This is a genomic window from Amycolatopsis sp. NPDC057786, assembly GCF_042797905.1.
In the GTDB taxonomy this organism is placed as follows: domain Bacteria; phylum Actinomycetota; class Actinomycetes; order Mycobacteriales; family Pseudonocardiaceae; genus Amycolatopsis.
Map to the genome: position 1 here is coordinate 59,534 of NZ_JBHVKW010000010.1, position 19,670 is coordinate 79,203.

18 protein-coding genes are annotated in these 19,670 nt (G+C 69.0%); 9 read left to right on the forward strand and 9 right to left on the reverse strand.

The window, feature by feature from the left end; all coding sequences use genetic code 11:
* Positions 1-3 precede the first annotated feature (3 nt).
* The 8 genes from ACFVM3_RS09445 to ACFVM3_RS09480 form a co-directional block, all read right to left on the reverse strand.
* The gene (locus ACFVM3_RS09445) at positions 4-1,077 is read right to left on the reverse strand and encodes an amidohydrolase family protein (protein WP_378437147.1); all 1,074 of its coding nucleotides are present in this window, start codon (positions 1,075-1,077) and stop codon (positions 4-6) included.
* Positions 1,078-1,080: 3 nt separating this feature from the next.
* On the reverse strand, positions 1,081-2,622 hold the full coding sequence (gene ffh / locus ACFVM3_RS09450; RefSeq protein WP_378437149.1) for a signal recognition particle protein: 1,542 nt from the start codon (positions 2,620-2,622) through the stop codon (positions 1,081-1,083).
* Positions 2,623-2,700: 78 nt separating this feature from the next.
* Positions 2,701-4,278: a pentapeptide repeat-containing protein gene (locus tag ACFVM3_RS09455; RefSeq protein WP_378437151.1), complete on the reverse strand. Its 1,578-nt coding sequence runs from the start codon at positions 4,276-4,278 to the stop codon at positions 2,701-2,703.
* 264 nt (positions 4,279-4,542) lie between these two features.
* On the reverse strand, positions 4,543-5,391 hold the full coding sequence (locus tag ACFVM3_RS09460) for a Ku protein (RefSeq protein WP_378437153.1): 849 nt from the start codon (positions 5,389-5,391) through the stop codon (positions 4,543-4,545).
* Between the two features lie 50 nt (positions 5,392-5,441).
* A complete protein-coding gene (locus tag ACFVM3_RS09465) occupies positions 5,442-5,834 on the reverse strand; it encodes a hypothetical protein (RefSeq protein ID WP_378437155.1) in 393 nt (130 codons plus the stop codon).
* A gap of 100 nt (positions 5,835-5,934) precedes the next feature.
* Positions 5,935-8,250 carry a [protein-PII] uridylyltransferase gene (locus ACFVM3_RS09470; protein ID WP_378437156.1) on the reverse strand — a complete coding sequence of 772 codons (2,316 nt, stop codon included), beginning with the start codon at positions 8,248-8,250 and terminating at the stop codon, positions 5,935-5,937.
* A 9-nt stretch (positions 8,251-8,259) separates the two neighbouring features.
* Positions 8,260-8,598 carry a P-II family nitrogen regulator gene (locus ACFVM3_RS09475; protein WP_020630602.1) on the reverse strand — a complete coding sequence of 113 codons (339 nt, stop codon included), beginning with the start codon at positions 8,596-8,598 and terminating at the stop codon, positions 8,260-8,262.
* Entirely contained in the window at positions 8,595-9,989 is a 1,395-nt protein-coding gene (locus ACFVM3_RS09480) for an ammonium transporter (protein WP_378437158.1), read from the reverse strand. The genes ACFVM3_RS09475 and ACFVM3_RS09480 overlap by 4 nt, the downstream gene beginning before the upstream one ends.
* 175 nt (positions 9,990-10,164) lie before the next feature.
* Here ACFVM3_RS09480 and ACFVM3_RS09485 point away from each other — a divergent pair, with 175 nt between their 5' ends.
* Both ACFVM3_RS09485 and ACFVM3_RS09490 read left to right on the forward strand, forming a co-directional pair.
* Positions 10,165-11,025 (forward strand): putative RNA methyltransferase, encoded by an 861-nt coding sequence (locus ACFVM3_RS09485; protein WP_378437160.1) that lies wholly within the window; start codon positions 10,165-10,167, stop codon positions 11,023-11,025.
* Positions 11,025-11,639 (forward strand): (2Fe-2S)-binding protein, encoded by a 615-nt coding sequence (locus tag ACFVM3_RS09490; protein WP_378437162.1) that lies wholly within the window; start codon positions 11,025-11,027, stop codon positions 11,637-11,639. Before ACFVM3_RS09485 ends, ACFVM3_RS09490 begins: the two co-directional genes overlap by 1 nt.
* Before the next feature lie 207 nt (positions 11,640-11,846).
* Here ACFVM3_RS09490 and ACFVM3_RS09495 read toward each other — a convergent pair whose 3' ends face one another.
* Positions 11,847-12,146: a helix-turn-helix transcriptional regulator gene (locus ACFVM3_RS09495; RefSeq protein ID WP_378437164.1), complete on the reverse strand. Its 300-nt coding sequence runs from the start codon at positions 12,144-12,146 to the stop codon at positions 11,847-11,849.
* A 347-nt stretch (positions 12,147-12,493) separates the two neighbouring features.
* Between ACFVM3_RS09495 and ACFVM3_RS09500 the strand changes: the two genes are divergently transcribed.
* Genes ACFVM3_RS09500 through ACFVM3_RS09530 form a run of 7 tightly spaced genes read left to right on the forward strand, consistent with a single transcriptional unit; the run spans position 12,494 to position 19,658 of the window.
* Positions 12,494-13,303, forward strand: coding sequence for a hypothetical protein (locus ACFVM3_RS09500; RefSeq protein WP_378437166.1), 810 nt, complete (start codon positions 12,494-12,496; stop codon positions 13,301-13,303).
* A gap of 10 nt (positions 13,304-13,313) precedes the next feature.
* A complete protein-coding gene (locus tag ACFVM3_RS09505; RefSeq protein WP_378437168.1) occupies positions 13,314-14,807 on the forward strand; it encodes a hypothetical protein in 1,494 nt (497 codons plus the stop codon).
* A complete protein-coding gene (locus tag ACFVM3_RS09510) occupies positions 14,804-15,268 on the forward strand; it encodes a hypothetical protein (RefSeq protein ID WP_378437170.1) in 465 nt (154 codons plus the stop codon). Before ACFVM3_RS09505 ends, ACFVM3_RS09510 begins: the two co-directional genes overlap by 4 nt.
* Entirely contained in the window at positions 15,265-16,635 is a 1,371-nt protein-coding gene (locus ACFVM3_RS09515) for a hypothetical protein (protein WP_378437172.1), read from the forward strand. The genes ACFVM3_RS09510 and ACFVM3_RS09515 overlap by 4 nt, the downstream gene beginning before the upstream one ends.
* Before the next feature lie 24 nt (positions 16,636-16,659).
* Positions 16,660-17,841 carry a hypothetical protein gene (locus ACFVM3_RS09520; RefSeq protein WP_378437174.1) on the forward strand — a complete coding sequence of 394 codons (1,182 nt, stop codon included), beginning with the start codon at positions 16,660-16,662 and terminating at the stop codon, positions 17,839-17,841.
* Positions 17,842-17,895: 54 nt separating this feature from the next.
* A complete protein-coding gene (locus ACFVM3_RS09525) occupies positions 17,896-19,185 on the forward strand; it encodes an O-acetylhomoserine aminocarboxypropyltransferase/cysteine synthase family protein (protein ID WP_378437175.1) in 1,290 nt (429 codons plus the stop codon).
* The gene (locus ACFVM3_RS09530) at positions 19,182-19,658 is read left to right on the forward strand and encodes a CoA-binding protein (RefSeq protein ID WP_378437178.1); all 477 of its coding nucleotides are present in this window, start codon (positions 19,182-19,184) and stop codon (positions 19,656-19,658) included. Before ACFVM3_RS09525 ends, ACFVM3_RS09530 begins: the two co-directional genes overlap by 4 nt.
* Positions 19,659-19,670 lie beyond the last annotated feature (12 nt).

Consider the following 19,670-nt stretch of genomic DNA (forward strand, 5'->3'; position numbering starts at 1 on the left):
GGGTCAGGCGTAGATCTTGCCACGCAGGACGATATGGCTCGGATGCCGCAGCACCGTGAGATCCTCACGCGGATCGGACGGGTAGACGAGCAGATCGGCCGAAGCGCCGTCGACGATTCCCGGCACGCCGAGCCATTCGCGGGCCGCCCACGAAGCCGAAGCCAGCGCCTGCTCCGCGGACATGCCCGCCTTGTGCAAGGCCTCGATCTCGTCGACGAGCCTGCCGTGCTCGACCATGCCGCCCGCGTCGCTTCCCGCGTACACCGCGACGCCCGCCTCGATCGCCGTCGAGACCATCTCCCCCACGCCGGCGTGCAGCGCCCGCATGTGGTCGGCGTACACCGGGTATTTGCCCGCCTTGTCCGCGATACCCGGGAAGTTCTCGATGTTGATCAGGGTCGGCACGAGCGCGATCCCGCGTTCGGCGAGGACGCCAAGCTGGTCCGCCGAGAGTTCGGTGCCGTGTTCGAGGCAGTCGATCCCCGCGTCGATCAGGCCGGGCAACGCGGCCTGGCCGAACACGTGCGCCGTCACCTTGGCGCCCTCGGCGTGCGCGGCGGCGATGGCCTCGGCGAGGACGTCGTCGGGCCAGAGCGGCGCGAGATCGCCGGCTCCGCGGTCGATCCAGTCGCCGACGAGTTTGACCCAGCCGTCGCCGTCACGCGCTTGCTCGGCGACCGCCTTCGGCAGCTCGGAAGGGTCTTCGAGTTCGATGCCGAGGCCGGGGATGTAGCGCTTGCGCAGGGCGAGATGCCGTCCGGCGCGGATGATCCGCGGCAGGTCGGCCCGCTCCTGCAACGGCCGGACGTCGATCGGCAGGCCGCAGTCGCGGATCAGCAGCGTCCCGGCGTCGCGATCGGTGATCGCCTGTTCGGCGGCCTCTTCCAGGGTGGTCGCGCCGCCGACCCCGATCCCGGGGTGACAGTGCGCGTCGACCAGACCGGGAACCAGAAAGCCTTCCCGGACAACGGTTTCCGCTCCGGCAACCGGTTCGGTGGTGATCCGGCCGCCGGTGACCCACAGCTCGCGGTGCTCGCCGTCCGGCAGGACGACGCCGGCCAGGTGCAGCGCCTCCACGGGCTATTTGTCCTTCGGCAGCTTGAACTTCTTCGGGTCGAACCCGGGTACGTCGTTCATGCCACCGAGCTGGGAGAGGTCGGGCATCCCGCCGCCGGCGCCGGGCATTCCGCCCGGAGGCAGCATCGGCATGCCGCCGGGGAACCCACCGCGGACCTTGGGCTGCGTCGGGCCGCGCCCCTTGCCCTTCTTCCCCTTCTTGCCCTTGCGGTTCTTGCTGCCGCCGCCTCCGCCGCCGAAGCCGAACCGGCCCGCCATCTGCGCCATCATCTTGCGCGCTTCGAAGAACCGGTTGACCAGGTCGTTGACGTCGCGGACGGCGACGCCGGAGCCCTTGGAGATCCGGACGCGGCGCGAGGCGTTGATGATCTTCGGATCGGCCCGCTCGGCGGGGGTCATCCCGCGGATGATCGCCTGCAGCTTGTCGAGCTGTTTGTCGTCGACCTGCGCGAGCTGGTCCTTCATCTGCCCGGCGCCGGGCAGCATGCCGAGCAGGTTGCCGATCGGGCCCATCTTGCGGACCGCGAGCATCTGCTCGAGGAAGTCTTCGAGGGTGAGCTGGCCGCTGCCGAGCTTGGCCGCGGTCTGCTCGGCCTTCTCCTGGTCGAAATGCTCTTCGGCCTGCTCGATGAGGCTGAGCACGTCGCCCATGCCGAGGATGCGGCTGGCCATCCGGTCCGGGTGGAAGAGGTCGAAGTCCTCGAGCTTCTCACCGTTGGAGGCGAACAGGATCGGCTGGCCGGTGACCTGGCGGACCGACAGCGCGGCACCACCGCGGGCGTCACCGTCGAGCTTGGTGAGCACGACACCGGTGAAGCCGACACCGTCGCGGAACGCCTCGGCCGTGGTGACCGCGTCCTGACCGATCATCGCGTCGACGACGAACAGCGTCTCGTCGGGCGAAACGGCGTCGCGGATGTCCGCGGCCTGCTTCATCAGCTCTTCGTCGACGCCGAGACGGCCGGCGGTGTCGACCAGGACGATGTCGTGCTGCGCGCGTTTGGCCTCGTCGATGGCGCGGCGGGCGACGTCGACCGGGTCGCCGACGCCGTTGCCCGGCTCGGGCGCGAAGACCGCGACCCCGGCCCGCTCACCGACGACCTGCAGCTGCGTGACCGCGTTGGGGCGCTGAAGGTCACACGCGACCAGCATCGGCGCGTGGCCCTGCTTCTTCAGCCACATCGCGAGCTTGCCCGCGAGCGTCGTCTTACCGGCACCCTGCAGACCCGCGAGCATGATGACCGTCGGCGGGTTCTTCGCGAACGTGAGCCGCCTGGTCTCGCCGCCCAGGATGGTGACGAGTTCCTCGTTGACGATCTTGATGACCTGCTGCGCCGGGTTCAGCGCGCCGTGCACCTCGGCGCCCTTGGCGCGCTCCTTGATCCGGGCGATGAAGTCCTTGACCACGGACAGCGCGACATCCGCCTCGAGCAGCGCGATACGGATCTCTCGCGCGGTGGCGTCGATGTCGGCGTCGGAGAGCCTGCCCTTGCGAGACAGCGTCTGCAGGGCGGACGTGAGCCGATCGGAGAGGGTGTCGAACACGGGTGTGCACGCTCCAGCTGGGTCGTTGTGGCGTGCCGGTACGGACCGGCGGCTTTCCAGGGTAGTCGGTGTCCGAGGTCAGCGTTTGACGCGGTTGCGCACGGCCAGCAGGGTCAGGCCGAGCAGCAGCGGCCCGAGAACGCGTGTGACCAGCCGCAGGACCTCTCCGAGCGGCGTCAGGTCCTTTGGCAGCGACGCCAGTTTCGTTTCGAGCGAAACGGTGCTTTGGGCGACGTAGATCAAGGTGTCACCGAAGGCTGGCGTGGTCTTGAAGCCGCCTAGCCAGAACCCGACGGTGACTAGAGCGATGAGGACGGCGAGAGTCGCCAGGGCTCGTAGAGCGCGAAGGCCGTAGCCGGAGACGAGCCAGTAGAGGTGAAGGATGACGCGCTCGGACCACGGGGTGGCCGGGCTGTGGCGGCGCATCTCCATCTCGCCGTAGTAGAAGTCAGCGGCGCCGGGTTCGTTCTTGCTGTCTTCCTGCGCCTTGCGGAGCTGGCGGTAGAGATCGACGATGCGGCGGGGGCCGACGGGCGCGGTTCTGTCGGCACGCCAGGCGCGTTCCTCGGCGAGGGCCTGCCGCCGTCTCAAGGTGCCGGACTCGCAGTCGCCTTCGATACGAAGCTTGTCCAGATGGTGCGCGCCGGCGAAAAGACAGCCCGCGAGGTCGATGTCCGTGAGCACGAGATCCGCGACATCCACGCCGCGGATCGACAACAGACTCGGTTTGAGCATCGCCGCAGACGGCTCATCCACGAAGAACGGCCGGTCGGCGGCACTGACTGTTGAAGGCTTGCCGAACACCGCCCGCTCGAGATCGATCTCGCCACCGCGCAGCGCCAGGGTGCTCCCTTCGCGGAAAGTGGCCTCGGCACAGTTCAACGTGGTAGCCACCGCTTCGACAATCACCCGCTTCTGGAAAACGGCGCGCGAGAAGCTCAGGTCGCGAGCCAGCAGAGGTCCGATTCGTTCCGTTCGCTCGAACTCCGCCCCCGCAAAGCTGGAATCTCCCTCGAATCGTACGGTGTCGAAACCCGGATCAGTATGGAATCTTGCCTCGGTGAACCAGGCGCCACTGGCGAACCTTGTCCGCTGAAACTCGACCGGCCCGGCGAAAGTGGCCCCCGCGAAATTTGCCGGGCCGGCGAATTCTGTTTCCTCAGTGAAGAGAGCTGGGCCTTCGAAAACCACATCTCGAAATTGAACCGGTCCGAACTTCGCATGACGAACGAGAAGTTCGCCAAACCGGGACTGCACAAAGCTCGTGTTCGCGGAGAATTGCGCTCCCACGAAGGAGCAGAACTGCCCGAAGTCGACTCCCTCGAAGTTGAGGTGATCACTGAAGATCACGTCATTGAAGGTGACCGAAGCGAAGACGGCATCATTGAAATCCGTGCGCTTATCAGGGAAGCGAGCGAGAGTGAAATCGGCACGGCCGAAGCTCGGTCGTGCATCTGTGTTTCGCACGGCACGCAGCAAGCGACCGACCAGCTCCTTCGACAGCACGGTCGCGCGCAGGTCGACGTCGTCGCCAGGCTTGAGTCCAGCCAGAGCTGCATCCAGATCGCCTGGTTCCAGATGAGCAAGGCAACGATCGAAGTCGCCGAAGCGGATAGCGGCACACTCGTCGATCTGACAATCGCCCCATGGATTCATCACACTCGCCTTTCTAGCGCAAAAAAGAGGGCTCCGGGACCGATCGCCCCTCGCAGACCGGTACCGGAGCCCCTACGGAAGGCTCGCCTCCCCGCGAGCCGACCGTAAGCACACTTGGCGAGCTTCGCGGGACTCGGTATCGCCGGACCCCCAGTACCAGGCGATTCGCTGCCCGCGCTCTCTCCGCGCGATGACATAACCATGCCCGGTCCCCCTGGGGTCACGGCAGCGTGAAGACCCCCAACTCCCCCTGAGTAGATCTACTCAACTGGTCTTGGCCGACGACGCCGACGACGAAGCCCGCTTCGCCCGCGTCCGCGCCTCGCGCGCCTTGTCCGCCGCTTCCTGGGCTTTCTCGACCGGGCCCTGCTGCAACGCCGCCAGCAACCGCGTCACGCCTTCGGACTGCTCGGCGGCGGTCGGCCGAAGGACGTCATCGCCGTCCAGTTTGGCCTGGATGAGCGCTTCGAGCGCCTCGCGGTAGTGATCGGTGTACCGGCCGGGGTCGAAATCCCGGGTGAGGTCCTCGATCAGCGAAACCGCGTTCCGCAGTTCACCGCGCCGCAGGTCGACGTCCTCGTGCAGGAACGGGAAGTCGGGCCGCCGGATCTCGTCGGGCCACAGCATCGTCTCGAGCAGGATCACCTGGTCCCGCACGCGCAGGGCGCCCAGCGTTTCGCGTTGCCGCAAGGTCACCTTCACGATCGCGATCCGCCCGGACTGCTGCAGCGCCTCGCTCAACAGCACGTACGGCTTGGTACCGGCAGGCTCCGGCTCGAGGTAGTAGCTGCGCGCGAAGTACATCGGGTCGACCTGCTCGGCGGGGGTGAAGCCGACGACGTCCATCGACTGGGTGGTCGGCGGGAGCAGCGACGCGAAATCCCCGGCGGTCAGCAGGACGACGTCGCCGTTGGGGACGGGATATCCCTTGGCGATCTCGGGCGCGGGCACCTCCGCGCCGTCGACCTCGCAGACCCACTTGACCCGCACCCGGCCGCCGTCGGGCTCGTGCACCTGGTGGAGGGGGACGTTGTGCTCTTCGGTCGCGCTGTACGCCTTCACCGGAATGGCGTAGGTCCCGAATCCGATCGTGCCTTTCCACACCGCTCGCATGGCCCACCTCCGCCTGGTCAGCGTATCCACGCGCCGAAGGGGCGGGACAGCTACAAACGGGTGTCAGGGGCGACTGATTCGCTCACACATTCGAACGAGGGACGCGATTCGGCGAGTGCCTCGGCCGAACAGTCGACAGCGGTGGCCGCCGCACGGAGCACTTCGGCGACGACCTCGACGTCGACCATCGGGGCGGTGGCCAAGGCGCCTCCGCCTCCCCCTTCGACCCGGCCCGCCATGCCTTCGAGCGCGATGGCGAGGGCCTGCTGCCCCGCGACGAGGTGCCGGACCACTTTGAGCAGCTCGGGCACGGTCGCGGCGGTACCGGACGCGGTGAGGGAGACGGCGAGATCGTCCGCGCACGCACGGAGATGGGAGGCCACGACCGTCGGCGGAAGCGTGATCCGCTGCGGTCCGGGCGAGTCCTGCTCGTGGTCGAGCACGTGCTCACCGCCCCTCCGGCTCCTTCGGGTCTCGACCGCGCACATCCTGCCACCGCTACCCTCCGCGATTCGCGCGACACCCCGTTCCCGGCCCGCGGGCTCAGGAAGCGGCCGCAAGCAGCGCGGCTTCGATCCTCGACCGCCACTCCTGGTCGACGCGGCCCGCCCGCGGCGCGACGGCGAACGAGTCGACGACGGCGCCACCGAGCGTGGCCACCTTCGCCCAGCGCACCTCGGCCTCGCACCGGCGCAGCGCGCCCGCGACCCGGTACAGCAGCCCGATCCGGTTCGCGGCCCGTAGTTCGACCACGACCGTGTCGTGCCCGCTGGTCTCGTCGTCGAACCAGATCACCTTCGCTCCCGCGGACGGCGTCTCCCCTCCGCCGTAGTCCCGTTCCTTCGCCGCGAGCCGCTGGGTGAGCGGCAGCGTCCCGGCCACCGCCCGCGCGAACTGCTCACGCAACAGGGTGACGTCGGGCAGCGAGCCGAACTTCGGCGACGCCGTGAAGACTCCCGCCCGTCCCCCGTCGTGCCCGCGCAGCACCGCCGCGTGGACCTCGAGCGAGTTCAGCGCGAGCACGCCGGCCGCGGGCGCCAGCAGTTCCGCACGGGCCGGGACCGCCAGCACCACGGTCACGACCTTGCCCGCGGAGGTGATGCGCACCTCGCCACGGCCGGACGCGACGGCCTCCGCGACGAGCTCCCGCTGTTCGGCGCCCATCGGCTCCGGCGGCACAAAACCCTTGCCGTGCAAGGCTTCTTCGCAACCGGAGACGAGTTCGGCGAGCAGGCGCGCCTTCCAGTCGGTCCACACGCCGGGCCCGGTGGCCAGCGAATCGGCCGTCGTCAGGGCGTGCAGCAGTTCCAGCAGGACGAGGTTGTCGTCGAGCGTCTTCGTCACGCGCTGGATCGTGGCGGGATCGCTGATGTCCCGCCGCGTCGCGGTGTGCGGCAGCAGCAGGTGATGCCGGACCATCGCCGCGACCAGTGCCGCGTCCGCCTCCGGCAGCCCGAGCCGGGCCGCCACCTGTGCGCTGATCTTCGCGCCGAGTTCGGAATGGTCCGTGTCGCGGCCCTTGCCGATGTCGTGCAGCAGCGCGCCGATCAGCAGCAGGTCCGGCCGCGAAACGGTGGTCGTCAGTTTCGACGCCTCGACCGCGGCCCGCACGAGATGCCGGTCGACGGTCCAGGAATGCACCGGCGATCTCGGCGGAAGATCCCGCACCGCGCCCCATTCGGGGAACAGGCGCGCCCACAGGCCGGTGCGGTCCAGCGCCTCCACGGCGTCGACGAGTCCCTCACCGGCGCCGAGTAGTTCCACCAGCGCCTTGAGGGCGTCGGCCGGCCACGGCGCACGCAGTTCGGGCGCGGTGTCGGCGAGCGCCCGTAGGGTCCCATGCGCGATGGGTTTCCGGATCCGCGCCGACGCCGCGGCCACCCGCAGCAGCAGGGCGGGATCCTTGGCGGGCACCGCGTCCCGCGCCAGCGCGACCTCGCTCCCGTGCAGGACGACACCCTCGTCGAGCGGCGTCCGTACCGGCCGCCGCCCGAACCGCGCCTTCGGCGGTTCCACAGTGGACCGGAGCGCGACGTCCACCGCGTACGCGATCGTCCTGCCGACACCGGAAAGCTTGCGCGCCAAGGTGAACCGGTCGCCGAACCCGAGCTCGCCCGCGACCGTCTCGGCCTCCGGAGCGCTGAGGATGTCCCGTTCCCGGCGGAGTTCCCGGCGCAGTTCGGTCCGGACGTCGAGCAGCAGGCTCTTCGCCGCCAGCAGTTCCTCGCCGGGTCTCGCCGTCAGCTGTGCCGCCGCAAGCGCTTCCAGGACGGCGAAGTCACGAAGCCCGCCCCGGCCGTGCTTGAGATCCGGCTCGGCGGACTGCGCGATCTCGCCACTGCGGGCCCAGCGCTGACGCACCGCGTCCGACAGTTCGTCCATCCGTTTCCGGGCGGTCCGCCGCCACTGGTCCCTCGCCGCGGCCGCCAGCCTGGCGGTGATCTCGGCGTCCCCGGAGATGTGGCGGATGTCGAGCAGCCCCATCGCGGTCCGCAGATCCTCGGAGGCCACCTTCAGCGCCTCACCCGGGGTGCGCACCGAGTGATCGAGACCGATCTTGGCGTCCCACAACGGATACCAGATCGCGTCGGCGATCGCGCCGACCCGCGAGTTTCCGTTGTGCAGCAACAAAAGATCGAGATCGGAGAAGGGCACCAGCTCGCTGCGCCCCAGGCCGCCGACGGCGGCCAGCGCGACACCGGGTTCAGCGGTGTCGACGCCGGCCGCCGAAGCGCCCTTGCCCAACCAGAATTCGTAGAGGTCGACCAGGGCCGCCCGCAACGCGGTCGCCCCCAGCCTCCCGTGCCTGCCCTCGAGCAACCGCTCGGTGGCCTTGACCAGTTCACCCCCGTCGGCCATCCGTGACGCCTATAGGGCGTCCGAGCCGCGCTCGCCGGTGCGTACCCGGATGACCGTCTCCACCGGCGTCACCCAGATCTTGCCGTCACCGATCTTGCCGGTGTGGGCGGCCGTGGTGATCGCGTCGAGCACCTTCTCGACGTTGGAATCGTCGGTGACGACCTCGACCCGCAGCTTCGCCACGAAGTCCACGGAGTACTCCGCACCCCGGTAGACCTCGGTGTGGCCCTTCTGCCTGCCGTAGCCCTGCACCTCGCTGACCGTCATGCCGAGCACGCCCAGCTGCTCCAGCGCGGAGCGGACGTCGTCGAGCGTGAACGGCTTCACGATCGCGGTGATCAGCTTCATGCCTTGCTCTCCTCGAGTTTCGTGGCCGCGTTTCCGGTGGACGACTTGACCGGGATGGAGCTCGGCTGGCCGAGGCCGCCGCCCGATCCGGTGAAGTCGTACGCGCTCTCCGCGTGCTGGGCCTCATCGATACCACTGACCTCGTCCTCCGCGCTGACGCGGAACCCGCCGAGCTTCTTGATCACCCAGCCGATGACGAAGGTGAGCACGAACGAGTAGCCGAGGACGACGGCCGCCGCGAGCGCCTGCTTGCCCAGCTGGCCGAGGCCGCCGCCGTAGAACAGGCCGTCGACGCCGAGCGAGTTGACGCTGGTGGTGCCGAAGAAACCGATGAGCAGCGTGCCGACGAGACCACCCACGAGGTGGACACCGACGACGTCGAGGGAGTCGTCGAAACCGAAGCGGAACTTGAGGCTGATCGCCAGCGCGCACAGGGCACCGGCGATGAGGCCGATGGCGATGGCGCCCAGCGGGCTGACGAAACCGGCCGCCGGGGTGATCGCGACGAGACCCGCTACGGCACCGGAAGCGGCGCCGAGGGTGGTCGGCTTGCCGACCTTGATCTGCTCGACGATCAGCCAGCCGAGGATGGCGGCGGCGGTCGCGACGGTGGTGTTGGTGAACGCGACGGCGGCGAGGTCGTTGGCGGCCAGCGCCGAACCGGCGTTGAAGCCGTACCAGCCGAACCACAGGAGCGCGGCGCCCAGGAGCACGAACGGCACGTTGTGCGGACGTCCGGTGCCCTTCGGCCAGCCCTTGCGCTTGCCGAGCACGATGGCGAGCGCCAGGCCCGCCGCACCGGCGTTGATGTGGACCGCGGTACCGCCCGCGAAGTCGAGCGCCTTGAGCTGGTTGGCGATCCAGCCGCCGACCGAATCGGCGCTGATGAAACCGTTGAACGAGAACACCCAGTGCGCGACCGGGAAGTACACGACGGTCACCCACACCGCGACGAACAGCGTCCAGCCCCAGAACTTGGCGCGGTCGGCGATGGCACCGGAGATCAGCGCGGGCGTGATGATCGCGAACATCAGCTGGAACATCACGAAGGCGAACAACGGCAGCGCGTCCGCGCCGGGCCAGGCGACCTCGGGCGTGGTGCTCGTCGCGGCGGTCGCGAACCCGGCGAGTTTGCCTGAGATGGTCGAAAGACCCGCGAAGTCGAAGTTGCCGAGCAACCCTCCGCCGATGTCGTTGCCGAACGCCATCGTGAAGCCGTACAGCGTCCAGAGGACACCGACTACGGCGAGCGCGATGAAGTTCATCATCAACATGTTCAGGACGCTCTTCGCGCGGACCATGCCGCCGTAGAAGAACGCCAATCCCGGTGTCATGAGCATGACCAGCGCGGCGCTGATCAACACCCATGCGGTGTCTCCTGCGTTCAGCACAATCTTCCTCCCGTGCCTGGGGTGTACTGCGCAGGAATCTTTGGACCGCGGTGTTTCCTCGGGCGGCGATTCAGGTTTCACCCGCGTGAACTGTCGGTACGGCGTTGTTACGGCCAGGTTTCCGGAGACCTGGTGCGTTCTGTCCGGTTGCGAAACCTCGTGGTCGAATAGGTCCATGAACGCACGTGTATCCGGCCATGACCCACTGCCACCGGAGATCGTCCGGTCGCTGCGGTGTTCGGTCTGCGGTGACCCGGTCGGGGTAACCGACCGCACGGTGCGTTGTGGGAGAGGCCACTCGTTCGACGTAGCGAAGCAGGGTTACGTCAATCTTCTGCACGCGCGCATCCCGGCAGGCACGGCGGACACCGCGCCGATGGTCGCGGCTCGCGTCGACCTCCTTTCTTCCGGTGCTTACCTGCCTCTCGCCGACGCCCTCGCGAAGGTGGCCGCGGACCACATCGAGGACGGGATGGTCATCGACGCCGGCGCGGGCACGGGGTACTACCTCGCGCACGTGCTCGACGCCGTCCCCGCCGCGTACGGACTGGCGCTCGACGTCTCCGCCGTCGCCCTGCGCCGCGCCGCTCGCGCACACGCGCGCGCGGGCGCGGCCGTGTGGAATCTGTGGGAACCCTGGCCGGTGGCCGACTCGAGCGCGTCACTCATCCTCAACGTCTTCGCGCCCCGTAACGCCCCGCAGTTCCACCGTGTCCTCACCTCGGACGGGTTGCTGGTCGTCGCGACGCCGAACCCGGGACACCTCAGGGAACTGGGCGACCTGGTGATCTCCGTCGACGGTGGCAAGGACGCGCGACTGGAGGACACGCTCGGCGAACTCTTCACCCGGGTGGACCGGCACGAGGTCACCCAGCGGGTGACGTTGACGCCCGCCCGGATTCGCCAGGTCGTCGAGATGGGACCGAGCGCGCACCACCTCCACCGCGACGGCCGCCGCGAACGCCTCGACGCGATCGAGGCGCCGGTGGACGTCACCACCTCGTTCAGTGTCACGCTGTACCGGCCGGTGCCCTGATGGAGGCACCCGCGACCCTGCTCGCCGACGCCGCATGGGTCAGCGCCCGCATCGGCGGCGCCGCGAAACTCTACGGCTGCTCGCGGCCCGAAGTGCTCGGCACGATCTGGTGGTACTCGCTGTCTTCCGTTCTCGTCGCGCCCTCCGTCGAGTCGCTCGTACGTGGCGCGCCGCTGGACCCGTCGCTCGACGCCGTCACGATCGACCTCGTCCCGGACGGCCGCTTCACCGGCGCCCGGTCGTCACGGCTCCTCGACGGCGGCCTCGCCGAACTCGGCGCCGCGTTCGCCGGGACGCTGAGCACGGCGATCGGCACCATTTCGGCCGTCACGGGAGCGAATCCGCGCGCGCTCGGGGCGATCGCGACGGATTCGATCGGCAACCGCCTGCTGTGGACCGGCGACACCGCACGAGCGATCGAGCTGGCGGCACCGCTCGTGGCCGCGATCGGCCTCGGGATGCCGGAGCCGCGGTTCACCCGGATCGGGCGGAACACCGTGGTGCGCCGTGCTTCCTGTTGCCTGATCTACGAAGCGGGCAACCCGAAGTGCACCAGTTGCCCCCGGCAGACCCCTGAGGAACGGGACCGGCGGCTGCGCGCCGCGCTCGGTTAGCGCTTTGGTTTCGGTTTTCTGGTCACCGTTCCGTGAAGGACTCCTTGAGGGACCCAGCGTCCCCCAAAGTTCCCCTCACGAGACCTTCACACCCTGCCAAGTACATGAAGGTCCCCTTCCTTGCGCCTAGCTACAGGAAGGGGCCCTTCATGTACTTGGGGATGGCGTGGAATTGGGGCGCTCACGACCCGCGCGCACCGTCGTCGTTCATACGGCGGCGAGATTCTCACCGGTCAGCGCGGCCACCATCGCCGCACGGGAACCGACCCCCAGTTTGGTGAAGATCCGGCGCATATGCGCGGAAACGGTGTTCAGGCTGATTTCCAGGACACCGGCGATCTGCTTGTTCGTATAGCCCCGGCCGACCATGCGCGCCACTTCGTGCTCGCGCGGGCTGAGCAGGTCGTGCGGCTCCGGCGCCACCGGCACGAGCAGGCATCGGACGCCGTGCTCGGTGACGTCGAGCAGTGGCTTCCGCTGCACGGTGGCACCGTCGTTCAGTTCCATGACACGTCTGACGAGTGATCTCGCCAGGCTTCGTACGGCTTCGTCCTCCGTGACGACCGCCGCCTTCTGCCGTGCGAGGTCGTGTATCGATGAAGCAGGAAATCCCATCACCGGGCTCGTGGACATAGACCGGCCTCCCCCCTCTAGGTCTCCCTCCCTCTCTAGCAAACCCCTCCGACAGGAAAAGCGCATCGTCGATTTGTGTGACAAGTACGAACTAGTCGATTCATGTCACGCAGGAACGTGTGACTACCGGTGCTCACGGTGCACGGGCAGTGTCGGACGCGTGCTCACCGACGCACCGCGCCGGCGATCGCGGATTTTCACCGGAGCAGAGGAGAACGGTTATGAGCCGTGGCTATGCGGCAGTGGACGGCGAGCTGGAAGACGAGCTGAGCCGTGAACTCGAGGCCGAGTTCGAAAACGAACTCGAGGACGAACTGGAAGGCGAATTCGAGGACGAGGACGAGTTCGAAGACGAGCTCGGCGGTCTGGCCAGGGAGCTCGAAGACGAGCTGGAGGACGAGGTCTACGGCGAGTACGAGGACGAAGACGAATTCGAGTCCGAGTTCGAGGCCGTCGTCCGCGAACTCGAGGACGAGTTCGAGCTGGAGTCCGAGGACGAGGATTTCACGCATCCGGCGCGGCGCGTCTACCCCGACGCCGAAATGATGGCGCAGCTGGCCTTCCAGGCGGAGAACGCCGAGACCGAGGACGAGGCGGAGGCCTTCCTCGGCGCGCTCGCGCCGCTGGCGTTCCAGGCGGCGAAATGGGCGGCGCCGAAAATCATCAAGCACGGTCCGCAGCTGATCCGCGGCGCGGTCAACCTCGGGCGCAAGCTGTGGCGGAACCCGGCGACCCGTCGCGCCGTCCGGCACATCCCGAAGATCATCGGGCGCACCGCGCGCGACGTCGGGCGCCGGTACGCCGATGGCCGCCCGATCAACGCCAGGTACATCACGCGCAGGCTGGTCGGCCACACCGTGAACAGCGCGCAGAACGCGCCCGCGAACCGCCGGGGCCAGCAGCGCCGTCGCGGCCGTCCCCAGCAGCGCCGCCGTCGCCCCGCCGCCCGCGGCGGGCGCAGGACACAGTCCCGGGCCCGGGCGGGCGCCGCCCGTCGTGGCAAGGCGCGCGGCCGTGCGCGCCGCCGCTGAGTCTCTGTTGGTGAACCCGCGTCCGCGATCGACGTCGGCAGGGCGCGACCTGGCCTATCAGGTCGCGAAGGAGCTGAAGGCGCCCTGCCACCGCGATAGCGGGGCCTACGGCCGGGGCGGGTTCACCCGCAGGGCCGCTTTCCCGGACAGAACCTCAGCTCCGCCAACACGCTCTGAGGCGCTGCCCGCGGCATCCGGTGAAGCGGCCTCGTCCACCGGGTTCCGGCGGGCGAGGCCGTCCGGCGAAGACGAGCTGACCGCTTGGCTGCTGTCCCAGGCCACCAACGTGGAACGGCATCTGGAGGCGCTGCGGCCGTTCCGCTGGTCGGAGTTCGGTGACCCGGCCACCGGCCCGAGCCGGGCACACCTCGCGGCGGTCAACCGGACGATGGCGACCTTGCGGAAACCGTTGTACTCCGCGACCAACGCGGTACACCATGCCGCGGACGAGGCGGTGGCGCGGCGGGGCCAGGCCGAGCTCGCGCGGCTGTTGCGGGCGAAGTCCCGGGCGCAGCGCTGGGTCAGGACCACCGAGCGGGTGTGGGACTTCTACCTCGATCTGTTCAACCAGCGGCAGGGCGCGTTCGCCCCGTGGCTGGTGGCCTGTGACCGGGTGGCGCTCGACTGCTATCAGTACGCCTACCTCGGGATCGGGCGCTGGCGGTCGATCCCGACCCCGCCACCGTTCTGCTACCTGCGCACCGGGTCCGGCCCGGCCACCTCGCGTCGCGGGATCCCCTTGCGGCGCCTGGGAAACCGGCTCAATCCCTTCCCGCTGATCCAGCTTCCGTACCACCGGCTGGTGAACCCGTGGACGCTCGGCGCGGTGCTGCACGAGGTGAGTCACAACCTGCAGAACGATCTGGGCCTCGCCAGGGCGATCCCGCTCCAGGTGGCGGCGCGGCTCGTCGAGGCGGGGGTCCCGCGTGAGGTGACCTCGGTCTGGGTCAGGTGGAACCGGGAGACGTTCGCCGACCTGTCCGCGCTGTTGCTGGGCGGCCCGGCGGTCGTCGGTTCGCTGTTCGACGTCATCGGGCGCACCGAACTCGAAACGACGGGGTTCGCCCCACGGGCTGTCCACCCGGTGCCGTACCTCCGCGCGAAGATCTCGGTGGAGTTGTTGCGACGCATGGGTTTCCCGCGGCACGCGGAGGCCTACGCGTCGCTGTGGCACAGGCTGTATCCGCGGGCGAAGCTGGTCAACGCGCCGCCGGCGCTGCTGAGGACGGCGGACAAGGCGATTCCCACGGTGGTGGACGCGATGTGCTTCACGTCGTTCCCTTCGCTGGGTCACCGCCCGCTGGCGAAGGTGCTGCGGTTCGAAGCCAAGGAACAGGCGATGATCGAAGAAGCCGCGGAAAGACTGGCCGACGGGGTGTCCCCGGGTGTGGTGCCGGAACGGTTCCTCATCGGCGCGGTCCGGTTCGCGCTCGACGAGCGGATGGCGCCACCGAAACGGCTTTTCGGTTTCTTCATGGAAGAACTCGGTAGGAGGGCGAGATGACGCTCCACACCGAATTCTCCCGGCTGGGCAAGGAAGTGAACCAGGTGGCCGCGTGCTGGCGGGCCTTGGAGATCAGCGTCGCCGAAGACCGGCCCGCCGGTGTCGGGCTCGCCGCGGCTGATCACCTCGCCGAAGTCGTCCTGGACGGCACCGGAGAGGTCGAGGCGGCCACGCGCGCGACACAGCGCCCGGTGAGCGCCGAATCGTTGCACACCACGGCGTCGTCGCTGCTGAAGCTGCGGCGGCGGGTGGACGGGCACTGCCGTTCGCACCACGCGGTCTCCGGGCTGCTGCGCGCGGTGCACGGACGGGAACAGGAATGGCGGGGCTGGGCGAAGAGCTTCCACGCCGGGGTTGACCAATGCGCCACCGCCCTGTCCTCGGCGGAGGACGTGATGGTGCGGTGCTGGCGTGAAGCAGTGGAACTGGCCGAATTCAAGGGATGTGGGGCGACCCGATGACGATCAACGACGACCGCGGCGCGACGTTGCCGCGCGCACAGGACATCGACAGCGCGTATCCGCTGTCGACCGGGCAGTACCCACCGCAGGCGGCGGCACCCGGCAAACTCGCCGAACAGACGATCAGCGACATGCTCGGCTGGAAATGGCGTGAAGGCGACACGAAAGGGTTCGTGGCCGCGCTCACCGGGAGCTTCGAGCTGAAAGAGGTCCAGGGACACACCGAGGCGAAATGGACTCCACGCGGGTACGCGATCCAGGCCGACCTCGGCGCCGTCACCGGTGGCCAGGCCTCGCTCGCCGCCAGGGCGAGGAGCGCGGTCAAGGATTCGCTGGCGCTCCTCGATTCGCTCCGTCCACTGAGGACGGACGCGGATCCCGAGAACGCCGAGGGCTTCCGCGCGCTCGTCCGGCACGATCTCGAACAGATCCGGCAGGAGCTGGAGAGCCCGCTGATCCGCGTGGCCAGGGTCGATCAGCTCTTCCTGCTCCTGCTCGGGAACGGCGGTCTCGCGGTCGGCGCCGGGGACCGCACGCAAGGGCACCTCGGCCGGCTGCGGGACGAGTTCGGCCTGGTCTCGGGCAAGGTCAACACGATCGAAGAGGAACGGATCCAGACCTCATTCATCACGCTGACGGATTGGGTGGTCTCGTTGTTCAGGGGCTGGCAGGACGCACGCGACAAGATCGACCCGTTCTCGCAGCCCGCCGGCGGCCAGCCGTTCTTCGGGCCCGCCGTGGTCGCCCTCTCCCGGTTGCTGTCCGCGACGGCGTCGCAGGTCGACGAGGTCGTCGCGATGCTGCGGTCGGTCTTCGTCCAGCAGGAGGACCTCGAAGTGCTCCGCGTCCCCGACCCGCAGGGCGGGACGATGTCGCTCGGCGGGCTGCTGCGCTGGATCCGCGAGTTCGCCACCTTCGAGGGCGGCAAGCTGATCGAGTCGGCGGGCAAGGAGGGTGTCGGCACGTCCTTCCTCCAGATCGCGACGCGGCTGCAGCGGATCGTGGCGAACCTTCCCCGGCAGAGCACCGGCGGTTCCAACGGGGACGTGCCTGGCAACTTCCGCGCGTCGCTTCCCCCTGGCTTCTTCAGTTCCCGTGTGCAGCGGGCCATCGACGAACTCGACGACCACCTCCAGGAGGTCGTCCGGATCGCCGAGCCGATCGGGCGGGGAGGCTCGCCGTCGTCGGCCGATCCGAACCCGCCCGCGCCGCCCACCCCGCAGCTCACGCCGCCGCCCGGCCGGACACCGCCGGTGCCGTCGGTCGCCGAACTCCGTGAGGGGCACGGCGGTCAGGAAGGGCAGGCACCACCCGAGGCGGAGGAACCGCCGAAACCCCGGACCACGCGCAAGCGGACCGGGCAGTAGCCGGACCCGTACGGGAGGAAGACGATGGGCACGGAAAAGGAATACCGGGAACTCTTCGACCGGGTCGCGGCCTTGCGCGGCCAGGTCGCCGGGAAGCTCGCGAACGAACTGGGCAGCGATCCGAAACTCGGTGACGCGGTCCTCAAACAGCTGGACGACATGCTCACCGCGGTCGAGGCCGAGCAGCGGGGCAAACCGGGGCCCGCGGACGGCGGGATCGCGCAGCTCGTCGGTCTCGGCGACGGTTCGGCCGCGGATCTCGGCGCGACGGCGATGCCGCCGGGTGTCGACGCCTACGACGAGACGGTCGCTTCGGAACGGGTCATCGCGGTCGGCGACCTGTACTACCTGTACCAGCACGAACGGATCGGCGTGTTCCGCGTGGTGCAGAAGCTGCAGGAGCTGTTCCAGGGCGGCGCCATCCGGCTTTCGGACGGCCCCGGCGCCTTCGGCCTGTACCGGTTCGACCGGCGGGACGTCCTGCGCTACACCCGGCGGGACCGCGTCAGCGCGTATCGGCGGGTGCTCGGCTACGGCAAGGGGCTCGGTTCGGCGAACTCGCGGCCGAACACCGACTTCCACCAGCTGTTCACGCAGTTCAGCAACCAGGTCGCGTTGTTCTGGCGGGACAAGCGGATCTCGGACGTCGTCCGCGAACGCGCGTACGACCCGAGCTTCGGCAGTGTCGCGGTCGTCCGGCGCAGCGGTCTCGACCTGCGGAACAACCTGAAGTTTACCTCGTACGGCCATCTGAACGTGCTGCGGGTGGAGGTCATGCAGCTGCTGACCGAGGCGTTCAAGATCCTCGGCTCGGAGGACGTGCTGGATCTGTTCGGCGCGGCCAACGCGTGGGACACCGTGGACGAGGTGCTGATCCGCTACTTCGATCAGCGGCTGGTGTCCTCGCCGCGCCAGCGGATGGCGGTCACCGGACGTCAGGTGCTGCGGTGGCTCGCGGCACCGCACATCCTCGAAACCACCCGCTCGGAGTTCGAGGCGCTGCTGCTCGAAATCGCGGAGCCCGCCGAAGAGTGGCTGACCTCGGCGCAGTCCCTGCGGCTGGCCGACCGGACGAACTCCCGAGAGGTCCTGCCGGTCGACCGGCAGCGGCCGGCCGGGGTCGCGGTCTCCCGTGAGCCCCGTCCGGTCACCCCGCGCCGGAACGGCCACCGCCCCGGCACGGTGATCACCCTGGACCGCGAGTAGCCACGGACTGGGAACGATGGCCACGGGGTGGGACGCGAGGTAGCGTCGGGCGCGATGAGTGAACGCACCTGGGGTTTCCGCACCCGCGCCCTGCACGCGGGCGGGACGCCCGACTCGGCGACCGGCGCCCGCGCCGTGCCCATCTACCAGACCACGAGCTTCGTCTTCGAGGACGCGGCCGACGCGGCGAACCTGTTCGCGCTGCAGAAGTACGGCAACATCTACAGCCGGCTCGGCAACCCGACGGTCGCGGCCTTCGAGGAGCGGTTGGCCAGCCTCGAAGGCGCCATCGGCGGGGTCGCGACCAGCAGTGGCCAGGCCGCGGAGTTCCTGACCTTCTCCGCCCTCGCCGAGTCCGGCGACCACATCGTGTCGGCGGGCGGGCTCTACGGCGGGACGGTCACGCAACTCACCGGGACGCTGCGCCGCTTCGGTATCGAGACCACCTTCGTCGACGGAGACCGCATCGAGGACTACGCGGCCGCCGTCACCGACCGGACGAAGCTGATCTTCACCGAGGTCATCGGCAATCCCGGCGGCGGGATCGCCGACATCGCCGGGCTGGCCGAGCTCGCGCACGCGCACGACATCCCGCTGGTCGTCGACGCCACGCTGGCGACGCCGTACCTGTGCCGCCCGATCGAGCACGGCGCGGACATCGTGCTGCATTCGGCCACGAAGTTCCTCGGCGGGCACGGGACCACGCTGGGCGGCGTGGTCGTCGAGTCCGGGAAGTTCGACTGGGGCAACGGGAAGTTCCCGCGGATGACCGAGGTCGTCGAGAGCTACGGCGGCCTGAAGTACTGGGAGAACTTCGGCGAGTACGCGTTCTGCACCCGGCTCCGCGCCGAGCAGTTGCGCGACATCGGCGCGGTCCTCTCCCCGCATTCGGCCTTCCTCCTGCTGCAGGGGGTCGAGACGCTGCCGCAACGGATGGACGCCCACGTCGCCAACGCGCGAGCCGTCGCGGAATACCTCGCGAACGACAGCCGGGTGGCGTGGGTGAACTACGCGGGCCTGCCGGATCATCCCCACCACGACCGCGCGAAGAAGTACCTGCCCGCCGGTCCGGGCGCCGTGTTCTCCTTCGGCGTCGACGGTGGCCGCGCGGCCGGGGAAACCTTCGTGAACTCCGTCGAACTGCTGTCGCATCTGGCGAACGTGGGGGACGCGCGGACCCTGGTGATCCATCCGGCGTCGACCACCCACCAGCAGCTCTCCGAAGACCAGCTGCGCTCGGCGGGCGTGGGAGCGGATCTGATCCGCCTGTCGGTCGGGCTGGAGGACGTCGATGACATCCTGTGGGACCTCGATCAGGCGCTCGGCAAGGCGGTGGCGGGATGACCTACGACGTCGGCGCGGTCGAACGCCGCCGCCTCCTTTCGCGGACGAGGTCGGTGACCATCGTCGGTGCCTCGAACAACCCGGCGCGGCCGAGCTACTTCGTCGCGACGTACCTGCTCTCCTCCAGCAAGTACGAGGTCAACTTCGTGAATCCGCGGCTGGACGAGCTCCTCGGGCGCCCGGTGTACCCGTCGCTGGCCGACGTGCCCGGCGAGGCCGACCTGGTCAGCGTGTTCCGCAAGCACGACGACCTCCCCGGCGTCGCCGAGGAGGTCGTCAAGGCGGGAGCGCGCACGCTCTGGCTGCAACTGGGCCTATGGCACGAGCCTGTCGCCGACCGCGCGAAAGAGGCAGGCCTGGACGTGGTGATGAACCGCTGCGTCAAGATCGAGCACGCCCGGTTCGCCGGTGGGCTCCACCTCGCCGGGTTCGACACCGGTGTGATCAGCTCCCGTCGCCAGTCCGCCCCCTGACCAGCGCGACCG

Bases quoted from the DNA above. Each gene is read 5' to 3' on its own strand.
- ACFVM3_RS09455 (WP_378437151.1), bottom strand. From the start codon at position 4,278: ATGAATCCATGGGGCGATTGTCAGATCGACGAGTGTGCCGCTATCCGC.
- ACFVM3_RS09460 (WP_378437153.1), bottom strand. From the start codon at position 5,391: ATGCGAGCGGTGTGGAAAGGCACGATCGGATTCGGGACCTACGCCATT.
- ACFVM3_RS09470 (WP_378437156.1), bottom strand. From the start codon at position 8,250: ATGGCCGACGGGGGTGAACTGGTCAAGGCCACCGAGCGGTTGCTCGAG.
- ACFVM3_RS09475 (WP_020630602.1), bottom strand. From the start codon at position 8,598: ATGAAGCTGATCACCGCGATCGTGAAGCCGTTCACGCTCGACGACGTC.
- ACFVM3_RS09485 (WP_378437160.1), top strand. From the start codon at position 10,165: ATGAACGCACGTGTATCCGGCCATGACCCACTGCCACCGGAGATCGTC.
- ACFVM3_RS09490 (WP_378437162.1), top strand. From the start codon at position 11,025: ATGGAGGCACCCGCGACCCTGCTCGCCGACGCCGCATGGGTCAGCGCC.
- ACFVM3_RS09495 (WP_378437164.1), bottom strand. From the start codon at position 12,146: ATGGAACTGAACGACGGTGCCACCGTGCAGCGGAAGCCACTGCTCGAC.
- ACFVM3_RS09500 (WP_378437166.1), top strand. From the start codon at position 12,494: ATGAGCCGTGGCTATGCGGCAGTGGACGGCGAGCTGGAAGACGAGCTG.
- ACFVM3_RS09510 (WP_378437170.1), top strand. From the start codon at position 14,804: ATGACGCTCCACACCGAATTCTCCCGGCTGGGCAAGGAAGTGAACCAG.
- ACFVM3_RS09515 (WP_378437172.1), top strand. From the start codon at position 15,265: ATGACGATCAACGACGACCGCGGCGCGACGTTGCCGCGCGCACAGGAC.
- ACFVM3_RS09520 (WP_378437174.1), top strand. From the start codon at position 16,660: ATGGGCACGGAAAAGGAATACCGGGAACTCTTCGACCGGGTCGCGGCC.
- ACFVM3_RS09525 (WP_378437175.1), top strand. From the start codon at position 17,896: ATGAGTGAACGCACCTGGGGTTTCCGCACCCGCGCCCTGCACGCGGGC.
- ACFVM3_RS09530 (WP_378437178.1), top strand. From the start codon at position 19,182: ATGACCTACGACGTCGGCGCGGTCGAACGCCGCCGCCTCCTTTCGCGG.